The organism is Amycolatopsis aidingensis, assembly GCF_018885265.1.
GTDB lineage: Bacteria > Actinomycetota > Actinomycetes > Mycobacteriales > Pseudonocardiaceae > Amycolatopsis > Amycolatopsis aidingensis.
In genome coordinates this window covers 589,266-605,377 of sequence record NZ_CP076538.1, presented here as the reverse complement: position 1 = coordinate 605,377, position 16,112 = coordinate 589,266, and the positions used below count along the sequence as shown (strand labels likewise).

The following is a 16,112-nucleotide window of genomic DNA, read 5'->3' as shown; positions in this document are numbered from 1 at the left end:
CCGGCAATGTTTCTTTTCCACACCTAGCACGTGATGTCCGACTCGTCCGCGCTGGGGGCTTCGGTAGCCGGACGAATACCCTCCGTTCGTCGGTGCCGTACCCACCTATTGTTACCCGCAGCCGCACTCGAAACCGAAAGGCGACGCATGAACCGCCGCTTGCTCACTGCCCTCCGCACGGCTCTCCTCCCGGCCCTGCTCGGGACGCTCCTGGTCGCGCCATCGACCGCGGCCGGTGCGCAGACCGTCCGGGCCGACGTCGACTTCCGGGCCACGGTCGCGTTGTCCAACTGCTCCGGCTCGGTGGTGCGCCTCGCCGGGGCCGCACCCGAGGATCCGGCGCTCGTGCTGTCCAACGGGCACTGCCTGCAGGCAGGTTTCCCTGAACCGGGCGAGGTAATCGTCGACCGCCCTTCCCAGCGGCAGTTCCGGCTGCTCACCGCGGACGGCCGGGGTGAGCTGGGCACGCTGCGGGCCAGCAGGCTGCTGTACGCGACCATGACCGAGACCGATGTGGCGCTGTACCGGCTGCGCCGCAGCTATGCCGAGCTGGAGCGCGCCTACGGGATGCGGCCGTTGGTGCTCGCCTCGGCCAGGACGGACGAGGGCAGCCCGATCAGCGTGGTGTCCGGGTACTGGAAGCGGATCTACTCCTGCACCGTGGACGGGTTCGTGCACGAGCTGCGCGAGGCCGGCTGGACCTGGCGGGACTCGATCCGCTACACCTCGCGGTGCGACACCATCGGCGGCACCTCCGGCTCGCCGATCGTCGACCGGGACAGCGGCGAGGTCGTGGGGGTGAACAACACCGGCAACGAGGACGGCAGGCGTTGCACCCTGAACAACCCGTGCGAGGTGGACGAACAGGGCAACGTCACCGTCCGGCCCGGAACCAACTACGGGCAGCAGACCTATCGCTTCTACGGCTGCCTGATCGCGGGCAGCAGGCTGGACCTGACCCGCCCCGACTGCCACCTCCCCTCCTGAGCCCGCTCAGCTGGCCTGGCGCAGGGGGCGCGGGGAAGGCCAGAGGGGTTCGGCACCCGCGGGTGGGCGGCCGACCAGTTCCTCGAGGGTGGCCAGCCGGCGCTTGCCGGTGACGCGCAGGGCGGGACCGCCCGCCTTGGGGCCGACCCGCTGGGCGGGCAGTCCGATGGTGCCCAGGGCCGCGGTGAGCGGGTCATGGGTGTCCGGCGCGTCCGGGTCGAGCGGGAGCAGATACCCGCGTTCGGTCGGGATCCCGCAGGCCAGCACCCACATCCGCAGGGTGGGACCGTCCAGCAGGAAGCGCCGCGGCACCTCCTTGCCCGCGCCGGGACACCAGTCGTCGGCCAGCGGCAGCAGGTCGACCCGGAACGGGGTCCGGACCAGCGGCTGCCCCTCCGCCGAGCTGGTCACCTCGGCGGTCACCCCGCGCCGCCCGCATTCCATGGCCAGCGCCCGCGCCCGCAGGCCCTCCGCCAGCTCGACCGAGAGCCGGGCCGCGGTGCGACCGAAGCTCACGACCTGCCCGTGACCGCACAGCACGCCGGCGAGATCCCCGGCTCGCGGGCCGCGGGCCTCGGCGGAGAAGAACGAGATCTGGTCCACACACAGAGGATAGAACACCCGTTCGAGGCAGCATAGCCGTGACGTACGACAAAACTGGTTTGAAGTTGACGTAACGTCAAGCTCTAGCGTAGCCGAGGTGAGCCGGAAGGCTCAGGCGCACGGAGGGCGGCATGGCTTACTCGATCGTGCAGGTCGCGCGGATGGCCAAGGTGACATCGAGGACGTTGCGGCACTACGACGAGATCGGCCTGCTCACGCCGGCCTATGTCGGCGGCAACGGCTACCGCTACTACGAGCGGGAGCAGTTGCTGCGGCTGCAGCAGATCCGGGTGCTGCGAGAGCTGGGACTCGGGCTGGACACGATCGGGGACATTCTCGACCGGCAGGCCGACCAGCTGGCGGCGCTGCGGTTGCACCACGAGTGGCTGCTGGCCGAGCGGGACCGGTTCGACCGGCTGGCGACGACCGTGCGGCACACCATCGAGAAACTGGAGGGAGGGAAAGACATGAACGCGGAAAACCTGTACCGGGGCTTCGCACGGGACTCCGAGCAGGCCGAACGCTACGCCGAGGAGGCGGAGCGGCGCTGGGGCGGCACGGCGCGCGAGTCGCACGAGCGGGTCAAGGGCTGGTCGGAGGAGAAGTGGCAGGCCGTGCAGCAGGAAGGAGCCGAGGCCTCGGCCAGGCTCGCGGAGCTGATGCGCGACGGTGTGCCTGCCGACGATCCCCGTGCCATCGAGGCCACCGATGCGCACTACCGGTGGATCTGCCACTTCTGGACGCCGGACCGGGAGTCCTACCCCGGCCTCGGCCGGCTGTACGTCGATGACGAGCGGTTCACCGCCGGCATCGACGAGACCGCGCCGGGCCTGGCCGCGTACCTGAACGAGGCGATCGCCGCCTACGCCAGGCAGCGGCTGTAGCGCGGCCGGTCGGGGGAGCCGCGGATCCCCCGACCAGGCCCCTATGCCGGGCCGAGGCTCGGGCTCGGGTCCTGCTCGGTGAGCTTGCGGCAGGTGACCGCCCGCTTGCTCGCGGCGGCCAGTTCCGGCGTGGAGCCGATGCCCTCGAGCAGGTTGACCTTGCCGAGGTCCTCCAGCGGCCCGTCGACGGCGTCGATCGCGGCGCGCCGGGTGTCGTCCCGGACGGCGGCGTCCAACTGCTCCTTGGCGCTGACCGCCCGTTCCCGGATGCGGGTGTAGTCGGCGACCGCCCGGCCTTTCACCATGTCCCCGACCGGTACCGGCGACGGCTCGAGGTCGTCCAGGTTGCGCAGGGTGCGGTCCAGCCCGCCGATCACCACGCCGAGCAGCTCGCTGGAGGTCCGGGAGGCCTTTCGCGGGGTACTCGGATCGATCTCCGGGATCGAGGACATCGAGTCCACCAGCGCGCTCACCGCGGTGCAGTAGCCGTCGACCCACTCGGTCGTGGCGCGTTGCCGGTGCAACCGATCCTGGCCGGGCGCGGCCGTGGTGCTGCTGGGAGTGGGGCGCGGCGCCTGCGCGCTGCCAGCGGGCGCGGCCTGCGGTGGTTGCTGGCCGCATCCGGTGAGGACCAGGCACAGCCCCGCCGCCAGTACCGCCGCCAACCCGGGACTCCGCGGCCGCACGCCGACACCTCCTTTACGCACCGTAAGCACAGCCGTGTTGACGGTACCGATCTCAGCAAGGTTCGCAAGTCGCGTGCTACCCAACCGGTAGCACGCTCATTGCGGAGAGTTACTTTTGTAAGTCAGCGCAGTTCGGGGCCTGCCCGCCCGCTTCCCGGAGTGCGGGAATTCCGTCCATCCGCCCGACCGGGTTGCCGATCTCGGCCAGCGTCGTGCTCGCCTCCTGGACACTGCCCACCGCGCCGATCAGGGCCTGCTGATCGTCGCCCTTGGCCGCGTCCAGCTTGCTCTTGGCGTCGGCGATCTGCTTGCGCACCGGACCGAGCCGCTTCAGCAGCTCCTGCTTCTCGGCCTCGCCCTCCGGCACCGGGGAGGGCCGCAACGCCCGCAGATCGGTTACGGCCGTGCCGAGCGCGCCGTCGAACCGGCCGAGCAGCTCGCTGAAGGCGCGCCTGGCCGCGGCGATATCGCCAGGGGCGATCTCCGGGGCCTGCGCGCCGGAGAGAGCGGCGAACTCGGTCAGTGCGCCGCAGAAGTCGTTCATCCACGCGACATTGGCCGGATCGGCGGCGTTGCTCTCGTCCTCGGGTGCGGCCCCGCCGTTCGGGTCAGCGCCGGTGCTGGGCGCCGGGGTGGTCGTGCTGGTGGTCGCACTGCCGGTCGTGCTCGGTGCGGACGAGCCGGTCGGGGGCTGCCCGCCTTCCTCGTTGGAACATCCGGTCAGCAGGATAGCCAGGCAGGCCGCCAGCGACCCGACGCGATACCTCATGGTCGGTGCTCCTCCGCGGGGCTCGGGTATGCCATACCGGACGCTACCCGGCGGGGAAAGCCTCGGGCCCGTCGCGTGCCGGCACGCGACGGGCCCGAGTCCGTTCCAGGGTCAGGAGGCGTTGGCCGCCTCCGCGTTGCTCGGGGTGTCGGCGATCGCGTTGCCGCGACGCTTGGACACCACGATCGCCACCGCGATGATCAGCGCGGCGACCACCGCGATCGCGATGCGCAGCGGGTCCGAGGCGTCCGGTCCGACCGAGAGGGTCACCACGGCGGGGGCGATCAGCAGCGAGACCAGGTTCATCACCTTGATCAGCGGGTTGATCGCCGGACCGGCGGTGTCCTTGAACGGATCACCCACGGTGTCCCCGATCACGGTGGCCGCGTGGGCCTCGGAGTTCTTGCCACCGTGGTGGCCGTCCTCGACCAGCTTCTTCGCGTTGTCCCATGCGCCACCGGAGTTGGCGAGGAACACCGCCATCAGCATGCCCGCCGCGATGGCCCCGCCGAGATAACCGGCCAGCGCACCGGTGCCGAGGCCGAAGCCGACCGCGATCGGCGCCAAGATCGCCAGCAGGCCCGGCGTGGTCAATTCACGCAACGAGTCCCTGGTGACCAGGTCGACCACCTTGCCGTACTCGGGGCGGGTGGTGCCCTCCATGATCCCGGCGATCTCCCGGAACTGCCTGCGCACCTCGTACACCACGGCACCGGCCGCGCGGGAGACCGCGTTCACCGCGAGCCCGGAGAACAGGAACACCACGGCCGCACCGATCATCACACCGATCAGCGTGTTCGGGCTGACGACCCGGTCCAGGAACAGGTCGGAGGCGCTGATGTCCAGGCCGAGTTCTTCCAGCTTAGTCAGGATCGACTCGGAGTAGGAGCCGAACAGCGCGGTCGCGGCGAGTACCGCGGTGGAGATCGCGATGCCCTTGGTGATCGCCTTGGTGGTGTTGCCGACGGCGTCCAGCTCGGTGAGGATCTGCACGCCCTCGCCCTCTTCCAGGTCGCCGGACATCTCGGCGATGCCCTGCGCGTTGTCCGAGACCGGGCCGAAGGTGTCCATCGCGACGATCACGCCGACCGTGGTGAGCAGGCCGGTTCCGGCCAGCGCCACCGCGAACAGCGCGACGCTGCCGCCGATCAGGTAGGCGCCGAAGACCGCGGCACCGACCACCAGCGCGGTGTACACGGCGGACTCGAAGCCCACCGAGATCCCGGACAGGATCACCGTGGCCGGACCGGTCTCCGAGCTCTTGCCGACGTCCTTGACCGGCTTGTGCTCGGTGCCGGTGTAGTAGCCGGTGAGCCAGAGGATGACCCCGGCCAGCACGATGCCGATGATCACCGAGACGGTGGCGATTACCGCCGGGCTGCCGGTGGCCTCGGCGAAGGAGTCCGGCAGGAACACGAAGGCCGCGATGGCCGAGAGCACCGCGGAAATCACCGCGGAGATGTAGAACGAGCGGTTGATCGTGGTGAGCCCGCCTTCGCCTGCCCTGGCCCTGGTGATGTAGATCCCGATCACCGCTGTGATCACGCCGATCGCCGGGATGATCAGCGGGAAGGTCAGGCCCGCGCCGGTCGCGCCGAAGGCGGCGCTGCCAAGGATCAGCGCGGCGACCAGGGTCACCGCGTAGGACTCGAAGAGGTCGGCCGCCATCCCGGCGCAGTCGCCCACGTTGTCCCCGACGTTGTCGGCGATGGTGGCGGCGTTGCGCGGGTCGTCCTCGGGAATGTTCTGCTCGACCTTGCCGACCAGGTCGGCGCCGACGTCGGCGGCCTTGGTGAAGATACCGCCGCCGACACGCATGAACATGGCGATCAGGGCGGCACCGAAACCGAAGCCCTCCAGCACCTTGGGCGCCTGGCCCGCGTACACCAGTACGACCACCGCCGCGCCGAAGAGTCCGAGCCCGACCGTGATCATGCCGACCACACCACCGGTCCGGAAGGCGATCCGCATCGCCTTCTCCCTGGCGCCGTTGCCTTCCCTCGCCGCGGCGGCGACCCGGAGGTTGGCCCTGGTGGCCAGCCACATGCCGAGATAACCGATCGCGAACGAGAAGACCGCGCCAACGAGGAAGAACAGCGATCGGCCTATCCGCTCACTCCAGTCTTCCGCGGGAAGCACCAGCAGCAGGAGAAAAACGACCACGCCGAAAATCGCGAGCGTCTTCCGTTGCCGGTTGAGGTAGGCGGCCGCGCCTTCCTGCACCGCCTTGGCGATCTCCTGCATCTTGGGGGTGCCCTGGCCTGCGGCCAGCACCTCCTTGAGCAGTAGGTAGCCAATGACCAGTGCGGCAAGGGCGACCACGGCGACCACGGCCACGATGCCGTAGTCACCTCCGGAGAGCTCCGCGGAGCCCGCCGCGAGGAAATGCCGGGACATTCGTCCTCCTGGAAACGTCGCCTGTCGTCAGCGACGGGCCGCCGATCGAACGACTGCGCCGACGCTGGCATGGAATGCACCACAGGTGGTGTGGTTGGGCGGAGTGTATTGGTATCACTGATCGCTCCGGCAAGGCGTCCCTGTTCCGATACGCAAAGTAACGAACAGCGCGTGCTCGGTGCCGGGCTCCCGGATGTCGGCGCAGGTCAAGGCAGGTCGCTGGGGGCGTGCCGGACGGGCCACCGCCGAACGGCCGAACCAAATGCGACGTTGTGAGTCCCCTCACTGAACCGATCCGCTGACCTGCTCCGCCCGGCCACACGCCGCACCGCCGGTATGCCAAGCTCGCCGGGTGGACGGCGCGGGAGAAGGCATGCGGGCGCGGCGCCTGCTGCGCCGGGTGACGGCGGGTATCCCGGAGGATCGCAACCCGGTCACCCATGTCGCGGAGTTACCCGAACGCGAGGCCGGTTTCGCCGACTGGCCGGATTGGGTGCCGGAGGATGTCGTCAGCTCGGTCCGGACGACCGGGGTCGAGCGGCCGTGGGCCCATCAGGTGGAGGCGGCATCCCTGATCCGGTCCGGGCGGCATGTGGTGATCGCGACCGGTACGGCCTCGGGGAAGTCGCTTGGCTACCAGCTGCCGGTACTCGCCGGCCTGGCCGAGGCCCCCAAGGCCGGCGCGCTCTACCTTGCACCGACCAAGGCGCTCGGCGCCGACCAGCTGCGCGCCGTGTCCGCTATGGACCCGGGCTGGGTGCGGCCGGCCGCCTACGACGGGGACACCCCCATGGCCGAGCGTGACTGGGTGCGGGCGCACGCGCGCTGGGTGTTCACCAACCCGGACATGCTGCACCGCGGGATCCTGCCCGCGCATGGCCGCTGGGCACGGCTGTTTCGCAGGCTGACCCACGTGGTGGTGGACGAGTGCCACAGCTACCGCGGGGTGTTCGGCTCGCACGTGGCGCTGTTGCTGCGCAGGCTGCGCCGGGTGGCAAGGCGCTATGGTTCGGATCCGGTGTTCGTGCTGGCCTCGGCCACCACGGCCGACCCAGACGAGTTCGCCACCCGGCTGTCCGGTGTGGACTGCACCCCGGTGGTGACGGACACTTCCCCCCGCGGAGCGCGCACGGTCGCCCTGTGGGAGCCGCCGTTGCTGGACGAACTGGCCGGCGAGAACGGGGCGCCGGTGCGGCGCTCCGCCGGCGCCGAGGCGGCCCGCATCCTGGCCGAACTGGTCATCGAGGGGGCGCGCTCGCTGGCCTTCGTGCGGTCCCGCCGGGGCGCGGAACTGACCGCGCTCGGTGCCCGCCGCATACTGTCCGAAGTGGACTCGTCTTTGCCCGAGCTGGTCGCCGCGTACCGGGGTGGCTTCCTCCCGGAAGAGCGCCGCGAGCTGGAAGCCGCCCTGCTTTCCGGCGAGTTGCTGGGCGCGGCTACCACCAACGCGCTGGAGCTGGGGGTGGATATCGCCGGGCTGGACGCGGTGGTGCTGGCCGGTTACCCGGGCACCCTGGCCTCGTTCTGGCAGCAGGCGGGCCGGGCCGGGCGCGCGGGTGATGACGCCCTGGTCGTGTTCGTCGCACGGGACGACCCGCTGGACACCTACCTGGTGCACCATCCGGCCGCGGTGCTGGATCGCCCGGTGGAGACCGCGGTGCTGGACCCGGCGAACCCGTATGTGCTGGCCCCGCAGCTCGCCTGCGCCGCCGCCGAGCTACCGCTCACCGCGGCCGAGTTGGAGACCTTCGGCGGCGCGGCCGCCCGTGCCGTGCTGGACTCGCTGGTCGAGGACAAGGTGCTGCGCCGAAGGGCGAGCGGGTGGTACTGGACCAGCCGGGACCGCCCACAGGCGGAGGTGGACATCCGCGGTTCCGGCGGGGAGCAGGTGGCGGTGGTCGAGTCGGACACCTCGCGGATGCTCGGCACGGTGGACGCGGCCTCGGCCTGCAGCACGGTGCATACCGGCGCGGTGTACCTGCACCAGGGTTCGTCGTACGTGGTCGACGAACTGGACCTGGAGGCGGGGCTGGCGCTGGTGCACGCGGAGACACCGGAGTGGACCACCTCGGCCCGCGAGGTGGTGGACATCTCGGTGCTGGCTACCCAGCGGGAGGAGGTCTACGGCGAGGTCCGGGCCTGCCTCGGCGAGGTGGCGGTGACCTCGCAGGTGGTCGGCTACCTGCGCAAGCTGCCTTCGGGTGAGGTGCTCGACCAGGTTCCGTTGGATCTGCCCGAGCAGCGGCTGCAAACCAGGGCGGTCTGGTACACGGTGAGCGACGAACTGCTGCGCGGGGAAGCTTGGAATAAGGGCAGGGCGCCGGGGGGCGCCGGACTGCTTCCGGCGCGCATCCCCGGCGCCCTGCACGCCGCCGAGCACGCGGCGATCGGCCTGCTACCGCTGTTCGCTACGTGCGACCGATGGGATATCGGCGGGGTCTCCACCGCGCTGCACGAGGACACCGGGGAGGCGACGGTGTTCGTGCACGACGGCCATCCCGGAGGCGCGGGATTCGCCGACCGCGGTTTTGCCGCGTTGGTCCCATGGCTGGCCGCTACGCGGGAGGCGATCGTCTCCTGCGAGTGCCCGGCGGGATGCCCGTCCTGCGTACAGTCGCCGAAGTGCGGGAACGGCAACGATCCGCTGGACAAGGCAGGGGCCGTGGTCGTGCTGGACATCGTGCTCGGGGCTGTACGTCAACACGAGAGCCGGCACGACCACCTGATGGTCAATCAAGCTGCTGAACGTCCTACCGCGAGCAGCTCCTGAGTGGTGCCAGGCGCCGGGGCGTCGTCCGGCGTCGAACCGTTCAGGGCGCGGGCGAGGACCTCGTGCACGGCGGTGGCCTCCGGCAGGCGCCAGCCCCAGACCTCGGGCTTGACCCGCCAGTGCACCACGCCCTGCTCGAAGGGGGACGGCGGAAGCGGAACCCAGCCACCCGCGCCGTGCCACTCGACGCTGTCGTCCTCGGCGAGGGCGGTGGGCAGCCGGTCGGCAACCGTGGTGAGGAACAGCCACCGGCCGTTCGGCATCGCCACGATCGGCGCCGGAGCTCCCTGCACCCGCAGCAGCCGGGCAGCGCGGCGGCCCAGTTCGTCGTCGACCTCGACCGCGTCGAGCACGGTGCCGGTCGCCACCAACAGGCTGTAGGGGGTGCCGGTCCACCACGAAGCGACCTTGTGCGGGTGAGCACCGAGGCGCTCATGCCAGTCGGCGTGGGCGGGAACCGGACGGCTCCATTCGGTGGCTGCCCGGTCGGTGTCCTCGCCCGCCGGGTAGGTGCCGGGCAGCACCGGCCAGCCCCGCCAGGCAAGGCCGATCGCCTCGGCGCGGAGTTCGATTCCGAACGCTCCGCGCCAGCCTTCCGACCAGTCCGTGTCCAACATCGTTAGCTCGGCCTCCTCCAGACTTCTTCTGCTGCCCCACCGCCCCTTCAAGGCTTGGCAGCGGGCCTACACCTGACTAAACGGCAATTTGCACAGTGCCGGTAGATCCCTGGCGCCAACCGGCCGGTAACGAACGATGAGTGAGCGGCGCGTTAACGGTCCGGCTGAAGATCGCCGGCCGATGACCGGCTTGGCCTAGCCCCGCCCGCCCCGTTGGTCGCGGTTCGCCACCACGCGCCCCACCTGGGTGTTCGGGCCTGTGATACCGCTCACCGTGCAGGAGGGACCGCTCGACCGCCGAACGGGCCAATCCCTGCCCGCCGCGCGACAGGTGAGCCGTACCGCCCGGCTCGTCACCGTGCCCGACCGCCGGTCGACCGCATCGACACGGGCGGGCCTCAGGGCGGCCCGGCTCGGGCACGGGCCGTGGTGGCGCCCAGCCCGGCCAGCGCGTCCGGCGGCGACGCCTCCACCCGCACCACGGCATCCCAGCCGAGGAGTTCGCACTCCCGGACCCTGGCGCCCATCCGGTCGGCGACGGTGCGGGCCCTGGCGCAGGCCTCTTCCTGGCCGTGCACCGCGTGGCCGGCGGCACCCAGTGCGGCCAGGTCGGCGGCGCCCGCCGCGCGGTGCCGGGTCACCAGGGCCGTGCCGAGCCAGCAGACGACGCTCGCCAGCACGAGCAGGGCCGCGATGGCACCGGCCGCCCACACCACCGCGAAACCGCGATCGCCGTGGTCCGGTCCAGTGCGGGTCGGTTCAGCGCAGGTCATCGGTACTCCCCTCGCCGGCGGGCGGTGCGGTGACTCCCGGCTCCAGCAACGCGTAGGCCTCGGCGCGTGCCCGGACCCCGGGCAACAAGCCGTCATCGGGTGCCTCGGCAACGGCGACGGTCACGCCCGCACCCTCCGTGCGGATGTCCAACCGCGCCCCGTCCGGACCGATCGTCCGGACGGCCTCGGCGGCGAGATGGCGCTGTCCCCGCGCCACCAGGCGGGCCGCTTCCCTGGCCGCGTCGGTGCACCGCAACTGGTCGACGATCGCACCGAGGCAAGCCAGGATCAGGCCGAACACGGCGAGCAGCGCGGAAAGGGAGATCGCCGCCTCCACCGTGACCTGACCCTCGTCTCTCCTGGCGACGGGGCCTGCTCGAACCCGCGCGGTGATCATCAGAACTCCGTCGTGAGCGCTTGCTCGACCAGCGAGGTCAGCTCTGTGAGCACGTTCTCGCCGGTCACCACCGTGTACAGCAGCGCGGCGAAGGCCGCGGCTGCGATAGTGCCGATGGCGTACTCGGCCGTACTCATGCCGTCGTCCCGGACGAGGAGGCGGAGGGGCCGGGCGCGCAGCCCGTCGAGCAGCCCCCTGATCGGGCGCGATGGTGCTCCGTTGATCATGGTCGGTCCTTTCCACGCCGCAACGGCGCTTGAGTCGGTAGGGCGGGTCGGTGGCGTATGGGGGCGAGGCTGTTCAGGACACGATGCTGAGCCGGCTGGCGAGGCCCACCACAACCGGAATCACCCCCAGGCAGAGGAACGCGGGCAGGAAGCACAGGCCCAGCGGAGCGGCCACCAGAACCGCCACCCGTTGCGCCCGGGCTTCGGCTCGGTCACCGAGCGACGCGCGGATCCGCACGGCGAGTTCCGCGGCCACCTCGGCCAGCGCGGTGCCGGACCGCGCCGTGCGGCAGGCAGCCCTGGCGAACTCCGCGGTAGCCGCGCAGGCCCTTGCCGGGGCCCACGCCTCCGCCGGGTCGGCTCCGAGTACCAGCAGGTCGGCCGTGGCGGTCAGGGCCGTGGCCGGGCTCGACGGCATTCCGGCCGCGACCACGCGCACGGCCACGGGCACCGGCAACCCGGCGCGCAGGCTTGCCGCGAGCAGATCCCAGCTCGCGGCAAGCCGGGCCGGTTCCGCGGGGGCACCCTGCCGGGCCCGCCCACCATCCACCCGGCAGCCGAGATAGGCGGCGCAGGCGGCGACGGGAATCGCGGCCAGTACGCCGAACGGCCAGCCGCCCACCACGGCAACCAGCACGGCAGGCGGCACAGCGAACAGGGCGAGCCGCGGGTACCGCGGGTACGGCCTGGCTCGCAGGCCGGGCGGATGCGCCGCAGACAGCACCCTGGTCAGCCGGGCGCTGGCCGTACTCGAACCGGCGAGCAGGCAGCTCAGCGCCAGCAGAACGAGGGCGAAGGCGTACTGCGTCATAACACCACCCGCCCCGTCATCCGGGTGGTCCAGGCCATTCCTAGACAGATCAGGCCCGCACCGGCGATCGAGAGCAGGTGTCCCAGCGGAGTAGCGGTCAGCACATGCAGCGGGCCGGCACCCATCGCCTCACCGAGGAGGATTCCGCAGGCAGGCAACGCCGCGAGCACGGCGGCTCCCGCCCGCGGGCCCGCCATCCGCGCCTCGGCCTGACCGGCGAACCGGACGGCCGCGTCGAGGTCCCGCCGTACCGCGTCGAGTACCTCGGCGACCGGCACGCCGTGCCGCCGCGCGAGTTCCCATGCGGCCCGCAACTGGCCAAGCACCTCGGCCGGGATCCGGCGCACCGCCGGGCCCGCCTCGGCCGGCAGCACGAACTCGCCGCCCATCCGGACGGCCCCGGCCAGTGCCTGCAGCACGGCCGCGGGTGCCTCAGCCGCGTCGGTAGCCACGGATTCGGCGGCCACGGCGGGATGGGTGCCAGCCCGCAGCTCGGCAACCACCGCGCGTAAGGACTCGGCGAGTGCGGCGAGCGCACCGGTGCACGTGCGCAGCCTGGCCCTGGACCGGCGCGCCAGCCAGGCCGCGATACCCAGCAGGCCCACCGCAAGCACGGGTCCCGGACCGAACAGGGCCGCGCAGGTGCCGAAGGCGGCGACCGCCGCCAGCCAGGCCGGCGCGCTGGACCTCGGTGCCCGGAGGTTCCGGCGCGTGCGGGTGGACACTCCAGGCAACGCACGCAACCGGGAGGCCGCCGTCCTGCCGGGCCAGCACAGCAGCGCGCATCCGGCGGCCAAGGCCGACCAGGTCAGCATGGTGGCCTCCCCCCGCGCCGCGCGAGCTGCTCCGCCAGCAGTGACCGATGCTCGGTCCACCGGCCCGCGCGCCATACCGGGCACACCTCGGCGGCGGCCTCGGCCCTTCGCACCACGCCGATCTCGGCGAGGGTGCGGACGCTGCCTTCCCGCCGCATGTGCAGCACCACCTGGACGGCCGCGGCGAGCTGGCTGTGCAGCGCCGGGCGGGACAGGCCGCCGAGGGCGGCCAAGGCCTCCAGCCGGGCCGGAACCTCTCCCGGGGAGTTGGCATGCAGCGTCCCGGCCCCGCCGTCGTGTCCGGTGTTCAGCGCGTTGAGCAGCTCGCACACCTCGCGCCCTCGGACCTCGCCGACCACCAGCCGGTCGGGGCGCATGCGCAAGGCCTGACGGACCAGGTCGCGCAGCGTCACCTCACCCGCGCCCTCCACATTGGGCGGTCGGGCAGTGAGCCGCACGAACTGCGGATGGCTGGGCAGCAGCTCGCCAGCGTCCTCCACGCACACGATGCGCTCGGTCGGCGCCACCCTGCCGAGCAAGGCCGCGAGCATGGTCGTCTTGCCCGCACCGGTGGCGCCGGTGACCAGAAAGGCCATCCGGGTGTCCACGATCTCCTCGAGTACGGCGAGGCCGTTGCCCGCGAAGGTGTTCCGGCGGGCGAGGCTCGGCAGGTCGTGCGTGGCCGGGCGGAGTACGCGCAACGAGATGCAGGTGCCGCCGGACGCGACCGGCGGCAGCACGGCATGCAGCCGAACATGCCCGTGCGGCCCGGAACCCGGCAGCCAACCGTCCACATAGGGTTGGGCGTCGTCGAGCCTGCGGCCGGCCGCGAGCGCGAGCCGCTGAGCCAGCCGGCGCACCGACTCATCCCCCGTGAACCGGATGTCGGTGTGACGCAACCCGTTCTGGCCGTCCACCCACACCTGATCCGGGCCGGTGACCAGGATGTCGGTGGTATCCGGGTCGTCGAGCAGGGGCTCCAGTGGCCCGACGCCGACCAGCTCGTGCCGCACCAGGCGCAGTGCGGCGAGGACATCGGTATGCGCGGCGACCCCGCCCACCTCGGCCCGTACCGCGTCGGCCAGCACCGCCGGGGCGATCTCGCCGGCACCAGTGCCGTTGTCGACCAGCCGGCGCCGGACCCGTTCGACCAGCTCGATGCTCATGACCGCTCCTCCGCCGTTCCCATTCGGACTTCCAGCGTCACGCTCCGGGCCACCGCCGCACAACGACGGTCTACTCGGCCTGTGGACAACCTGGCTGATGTGGACAACTCGGGCGAGGTCCGTGAACCCGGGTACCGGACGCGAACGGCAAAATCATGTATGTGGGCGGCAAAATCGTGGATGTGGATGGCAAACACGTGCGCGTGGGCGGCAAACACGGCTGCGGGCCGGTGGGGGAGGAATTCGCCGTCGCGGTACGGGAAAAGGTGGCCCGGCTGGTGGCCGGTAACCGCACGGTCGGCGGGGGCGAGCTCGCCGCACTCGCGGCGGCCGAGTTCCGTACGGCGCGGGGGATACTGACCTCCGGGTGGTACCTGCCCGCCGCCTGGCGGGAGGTGACCGCGGCCGCGGCCGAGCTCGGCGAGGTTGCCGGGTGGTTGTTGTTCGACGCCGAGCGGCAGGATGAGGCGCGGCAGGCCAACCTGGCTGCGCTGGCCCTGGCGCGGTGGGCCGGGGATACCGGCATGGCCCGGTTCATCCGCACCAACCAGTCACTGGCGGCATTGCACACCGGGCACGCGCGCACGGCGTTGCGGATCGCCGAGTTCGTGTACGCCGACAAGCCACCGGCCAGGGTGCAGACCCTGGCCGGGATACGGGTGGCGCGGGCGCTGGCCGGGCTCGGCGATGCCGAAGGCTCCCGCAGGGCGCTGCTGCGGGCGCTCTCCCGCTACCAGGACGGCCCGAGCGAACGCGATCCCGCCTGGGCATGGTGGCTCGACGAGGCCGAACTCGCCTGGCACCGGGGAATGGCGCAGGCGGACCTCGGCGACTGGCATCCGGCTCTTGAGCTCCTGCACCAGGCCGTCGAACTCACGCCGGAGGACGGCTGGGCCCGGTGGGTATATCGCGCCCATCTACTCGAAGCTGCCGCACGGGCCGGAGCGTGGCGGGATGCCGAGCAGGCCGCCGCCGCGCTCCGGGATCACCTCCGGGTCGCGACCACCTCGGCGCGTGCCCTTCGCGCCATCCGCGGGGCGGCCATGCTCGCGCGGGCGGCGCCCGGCGCACCCGAACTGCTCGAAGTGGACTGGCTCATCCGGCCGGGCCGGACCGGATCGCCGGGCTCGCGAGCCCGGCCCCTTCACTACCGGCGGAATGGCGGTGCCGGGCCGTGCCCGCGGCCGGTACCGGGCGGCGGCTGCCTACGGGCACCGTGAACGTCGGGCACCGGACGGCGGCTTCGTCGGGTGCGCCCGCAGGCAGGTTCCAGCTACGTAGCCCGGTCGCCGGTGCTCGTGGTGTCGGCCGTGCTCCCACCATCGACCTCGTCGTCCACATAGGACCCTTCTTCGAGCGGGATGGCGGCGGCGCGAGGACCCGCCACGTGTCCTGGGCCCGCAAGCTGGCGGTGCTGTCCCGCACGGCGCAGGCGGAGCAGCCTGCGGATGGTCGTCATCGGCGGGGTTCCCAGCGGAAGAGCCGGGAAGCCAGCGCGACGGCGACGATCACCCAGGCCAGGGTGGGCACGAGCAGGACGAGGGAGTCGGCGACGGCGACACCGCCGTTCCAGGCGTTGACGACGAGTTCGGTGGCCGAGCCCCCGGGCAGCAGGCGCTTGAGCAGGGTGAGGTCCTCGGCACCGGCGATGCCGACCCAGCTCGCCACTGCGATGACGCCGAGGCTGACGGGCAGCGTGGTGACCTGGGCGTGTTCGGGGGAGTTGGTCAGTCCCGCGGTGGCAAGACCCAGGCCGATCATCATGGTCACCGTGGCGAGGACGGCCAGCACCAGCAGGCCGATGTGGTCCGGAGTGCCGGCGACCGCCCCCAGCACGCCCATGATCACGACCACCTGGACCAGCGAGATGGCGGTGACCGGCAGCACCAGCCCGGTCAGGATGTTCGCGTCACCGGCGGCGGTGGAGCGCAACCGCTTGAGGAAAAGGTTCTGCCGACGCGAGGCGAGCGTGGTGACCGAGCTGGCGTACAACCCGAACGCGCAGACGGTGAACATCACGATCGCCGCGATATAGCCGACGCTGGCAACTTTTGCGAAGAGCTCGTGCTGGTAGATGAAAAAAGCGCTGACCGCGACTGGCATCACGAAGCTGGTGACGAGTACCAAGCGGTTCCGGAAGATCTGGACCAGCTCGCTGAGCGCGATCGAGAGCATGACAAAGGTCCCTTTCTGACAAGGTTTCCGAGTGA

Annotated in this window: 17 protein-coding genes; 4 read left to right on the top strand and 13 right to left on the bottom strand. The window is 71.5% G+C overall.

Going from position 1 to position 16,112, the window contains the following annotated elements; genetic code table 11:
* Window positions 1-147: 147 nt before the first annotated feature.
* Window positions 148-987, top strand: coding sequence for a S1 family peptidase (locus KOI47_RS02975; RefSeq protein ID WP_216213746.1), 840 nt, complete (start codon window positions 148-150; stop codon window positions 985-987).
* A gap of 6 nt (window positions 988-993) precedes the next feature.
* Here KOI47_RS02975 and KOI47_RS02970 read toward each other — a convergent pair whose 3' ends face one another.
* Window positions 994-1,590, bottom strand: coding sequence for a hypothetical protein (locus KOI47_RS02970; protein ID WP_216213743.1), 597 nt, complete (start codon window positions 1,588-1,590; stop codon window positions 994-996).
* Between the two features lie 131 nt (window positions 1,591-1,721).
* Between KOI47_RS02970 and KOI47_RS02965 the strand changes: the two genes are divergently transcribed.
* Complete coding sequence (locus KOI47_RS02965; protein WP_216213741.1) at window positions 1,722-2,474, top strand: MerR family transcriptional regulator; 753 nt, start codon at window positions 1,722-1,724, stop codon at window positions 2,472-2,474.
* A 41-nt stretch (window positions 2,475-2,515) separates the two neighbouring features.
* On the opposite strand, the gene KOI47_RS02960 is transcribed toward KOI47_RS02965, so the two are convergent.
* The 3 genes from KOI47_RS02960 to KOI47_RS02950 form a co-directional block, all read right to left on the bottom strand.
* On the bottom strand, window positions 2,516-3,160 hold the full coding sequence (locus KOI47_RS02960; RefSeq protein ID WP_216213738.1) for a hypothetical protein: 645 nt from the start codon (window positions 3,158-3,160) through the stop codon (window positions 2,516-2,518).
* 109 nt (window positions 3,161-3,269) lie between these two features.
* Entirely contained in the window at window positions 3,270-3,929 is a 660-nt protein-coding gene (locus KOI47_RS02955) for a hypothetical protein (protein WP_216213734.1), read from the bottom strand.
* Between the two features lie 111 nt (window positions 3,930-4,040).
* Window positions 4,041-6,326 (bottom strand): sodium-translocating pyrophosphatase, encoded by a 2,286-nt coding sequence (locus KOI47_RS02950; protein ID WP_216213731.1) that lies wholly within the window; start codon window positions 6,324-6,326, stop codon window positions 4,041-4,043.
* A 373-nt stretch (window positions 6,327-6,699) separates the two neighbouring features.
* On the opposite strand from KOI47_RS02950, the gene KOI47_RS02945 reads away from it, so the two are divergent.
* Entirely contained in the window at window positions 6,700-9,096 is a 2,397-nt protein-coding gene (locus KOI47_RS02945; protein WP_216213728.1) for a DEAD/DEAH box helicase, read from the top strand.
* Here the strand turns inward: KOI47_RS02945 and KOI47_RS02940 are convergent.
* From KOI47_RS02940 to KOI47_RS02910, 7 genes are all read right to left on the bottom strand, one after another.
* The gene (locus KOI47_RS02940; RefSeq protein ID WP_216213725.1) at window positions 9,060-9,713 is read right to left on the bottom strand and encodes a bifunctional DNA primase/polymerase; all 654 of its coding nucleotides are present in this window, start codon (window positions 9,711-9,713) and stop codon (window positions 9,060-9,062) included. The two genes, KOI47_RS02945 and KOI47_RS02940, sit on opposite strands and share 37 nt — an antisense overlap.
* Before the next feature lie 398 nt (window positions 9,714-10,111).
* Window positions 10,112-10,486 carry an Rv3654c family TadE-like protein gene (locus KOI47_RS02935; protein ID WP_216213723.1) on the bottom strand — a complete coding sequence of 125 codons (375 nt, stop codon included), beginning with the start codon at window positions 10,484-10,486 and terminating at the stop codon, window positions 10,112-10,114.
* Complete coding sequence (locus tag KOI47_RS02930; RefSeq protein WP_216213720.1) at window positions 10,473-10,883, bottom strand: TadE family protein; 411 nt, start codon at window positions 10,881-10,883, stop codon at window positions 10,473-10,475. The genes KOI47_RS02935 and KOI47_RS02930 overlap by 14 nt, the downstream gene beginning before the upstream one ends.
* A complete protein-coding gene (locus KOI47_RS02925; protein ID WP_216213716.1) occupies window positions 10,883-11,110 on the bottom strand; it encodes a DUF4244 domain-containing protein in 228 nt (75 codons plus the stop codon). Before KOI47_RS02925 ends, KOI47_RS02930 begins: the two co-directional genes overlap by 1 nt.
* 73 nt (window positions 11,111-11,183) lie before the next feature.
* A complete protein-coding gene (locus tag KOI47_RS02920; protein ID WP_216213714.1) occupies window positions 11,184-11,921 on the bottom strand; it encodes a type II secretion system F family protein in 738 nt (245 codons plus the stop codon).
* A complete protein-coding gene (locus KOI47_RS02915) occupies window positions 11,918-12,736 on the bottom strand; it encodes a type II secretion system F family protein (RefSeq protein ID WP_216213711.1) in 819 nt (272 codons plus the stop codon). Before KOI47_RS02915 ends, KOI47_RS02920 begins: the two co-directional genes overlap by 4 nt.
* Window positions 12,730-13,902: a TadA family conjugal transfer-associated ATPase gene (locus KOI47_RS02910; protein WP_216213707.1), complete on the bottom strand. Its 1,173-nt coding sequence runs from the start codon at window positions 13,900-13,902 to the stop codon at window positions 12,730-12,732. The genes KOI47_RS02915 and KOI47_RS02910 overlap by 7 nt, the downstream gene beginning before the upstream one ends.
* A 161-nt stretch (window positions 13,903-14,063) precedes the next feature.
* Between KOI47_RS02910 and KOI47_RS02905 the strand changes: the two genes are divergently transcribed.
* A complete protein-coding gene (locus KOI47_RS02905; protein ID WP_216213705.1) occupies window positions 14,064-15,122 on the top strand; it encodes a hypothetical protein in 1,059 nt (352 codons plus the stop codon).
* 53 nt (window positions 15,123-15,175) lie between these two features.
* Here KOI47_RS02905 and KOI47_RS02900 read toward each other — a convergent pair whose 3' ends face one another.
* Together KOI47_RS02900 and KOI47_RS02895 are read right to left on the bottom strand one after the other, a co-directional pair.
* Complete coding sequence (locus KOI47_RS02900) at window positions 15,176-15,361, bottom strand: hypothetical protein (RefSeq protein WP_216213702.1); 186 nt, start codon at window positions 15,359-15,361, stop codon at window positions 15,176-15,178.
* Window positions 15,358-16,077 carry an ABC transporter permease gene (locus KOI47_RS02895; protein WP_216213698.1) on the bottom strand — a complete coding sequence of 240 codons (720 nt, stop codon included), beginning with the start codon at window positions 16,075-16,077 and terminating at the stop codon, window positions 15,358-15,360. Before KOI47_RS02895 ends, KOI47_RS02900 begins: the two co-directional genes overlap by 4 nt.
* Window positions 16,078-16,112 lie beyond the last annotated feature (35 nt).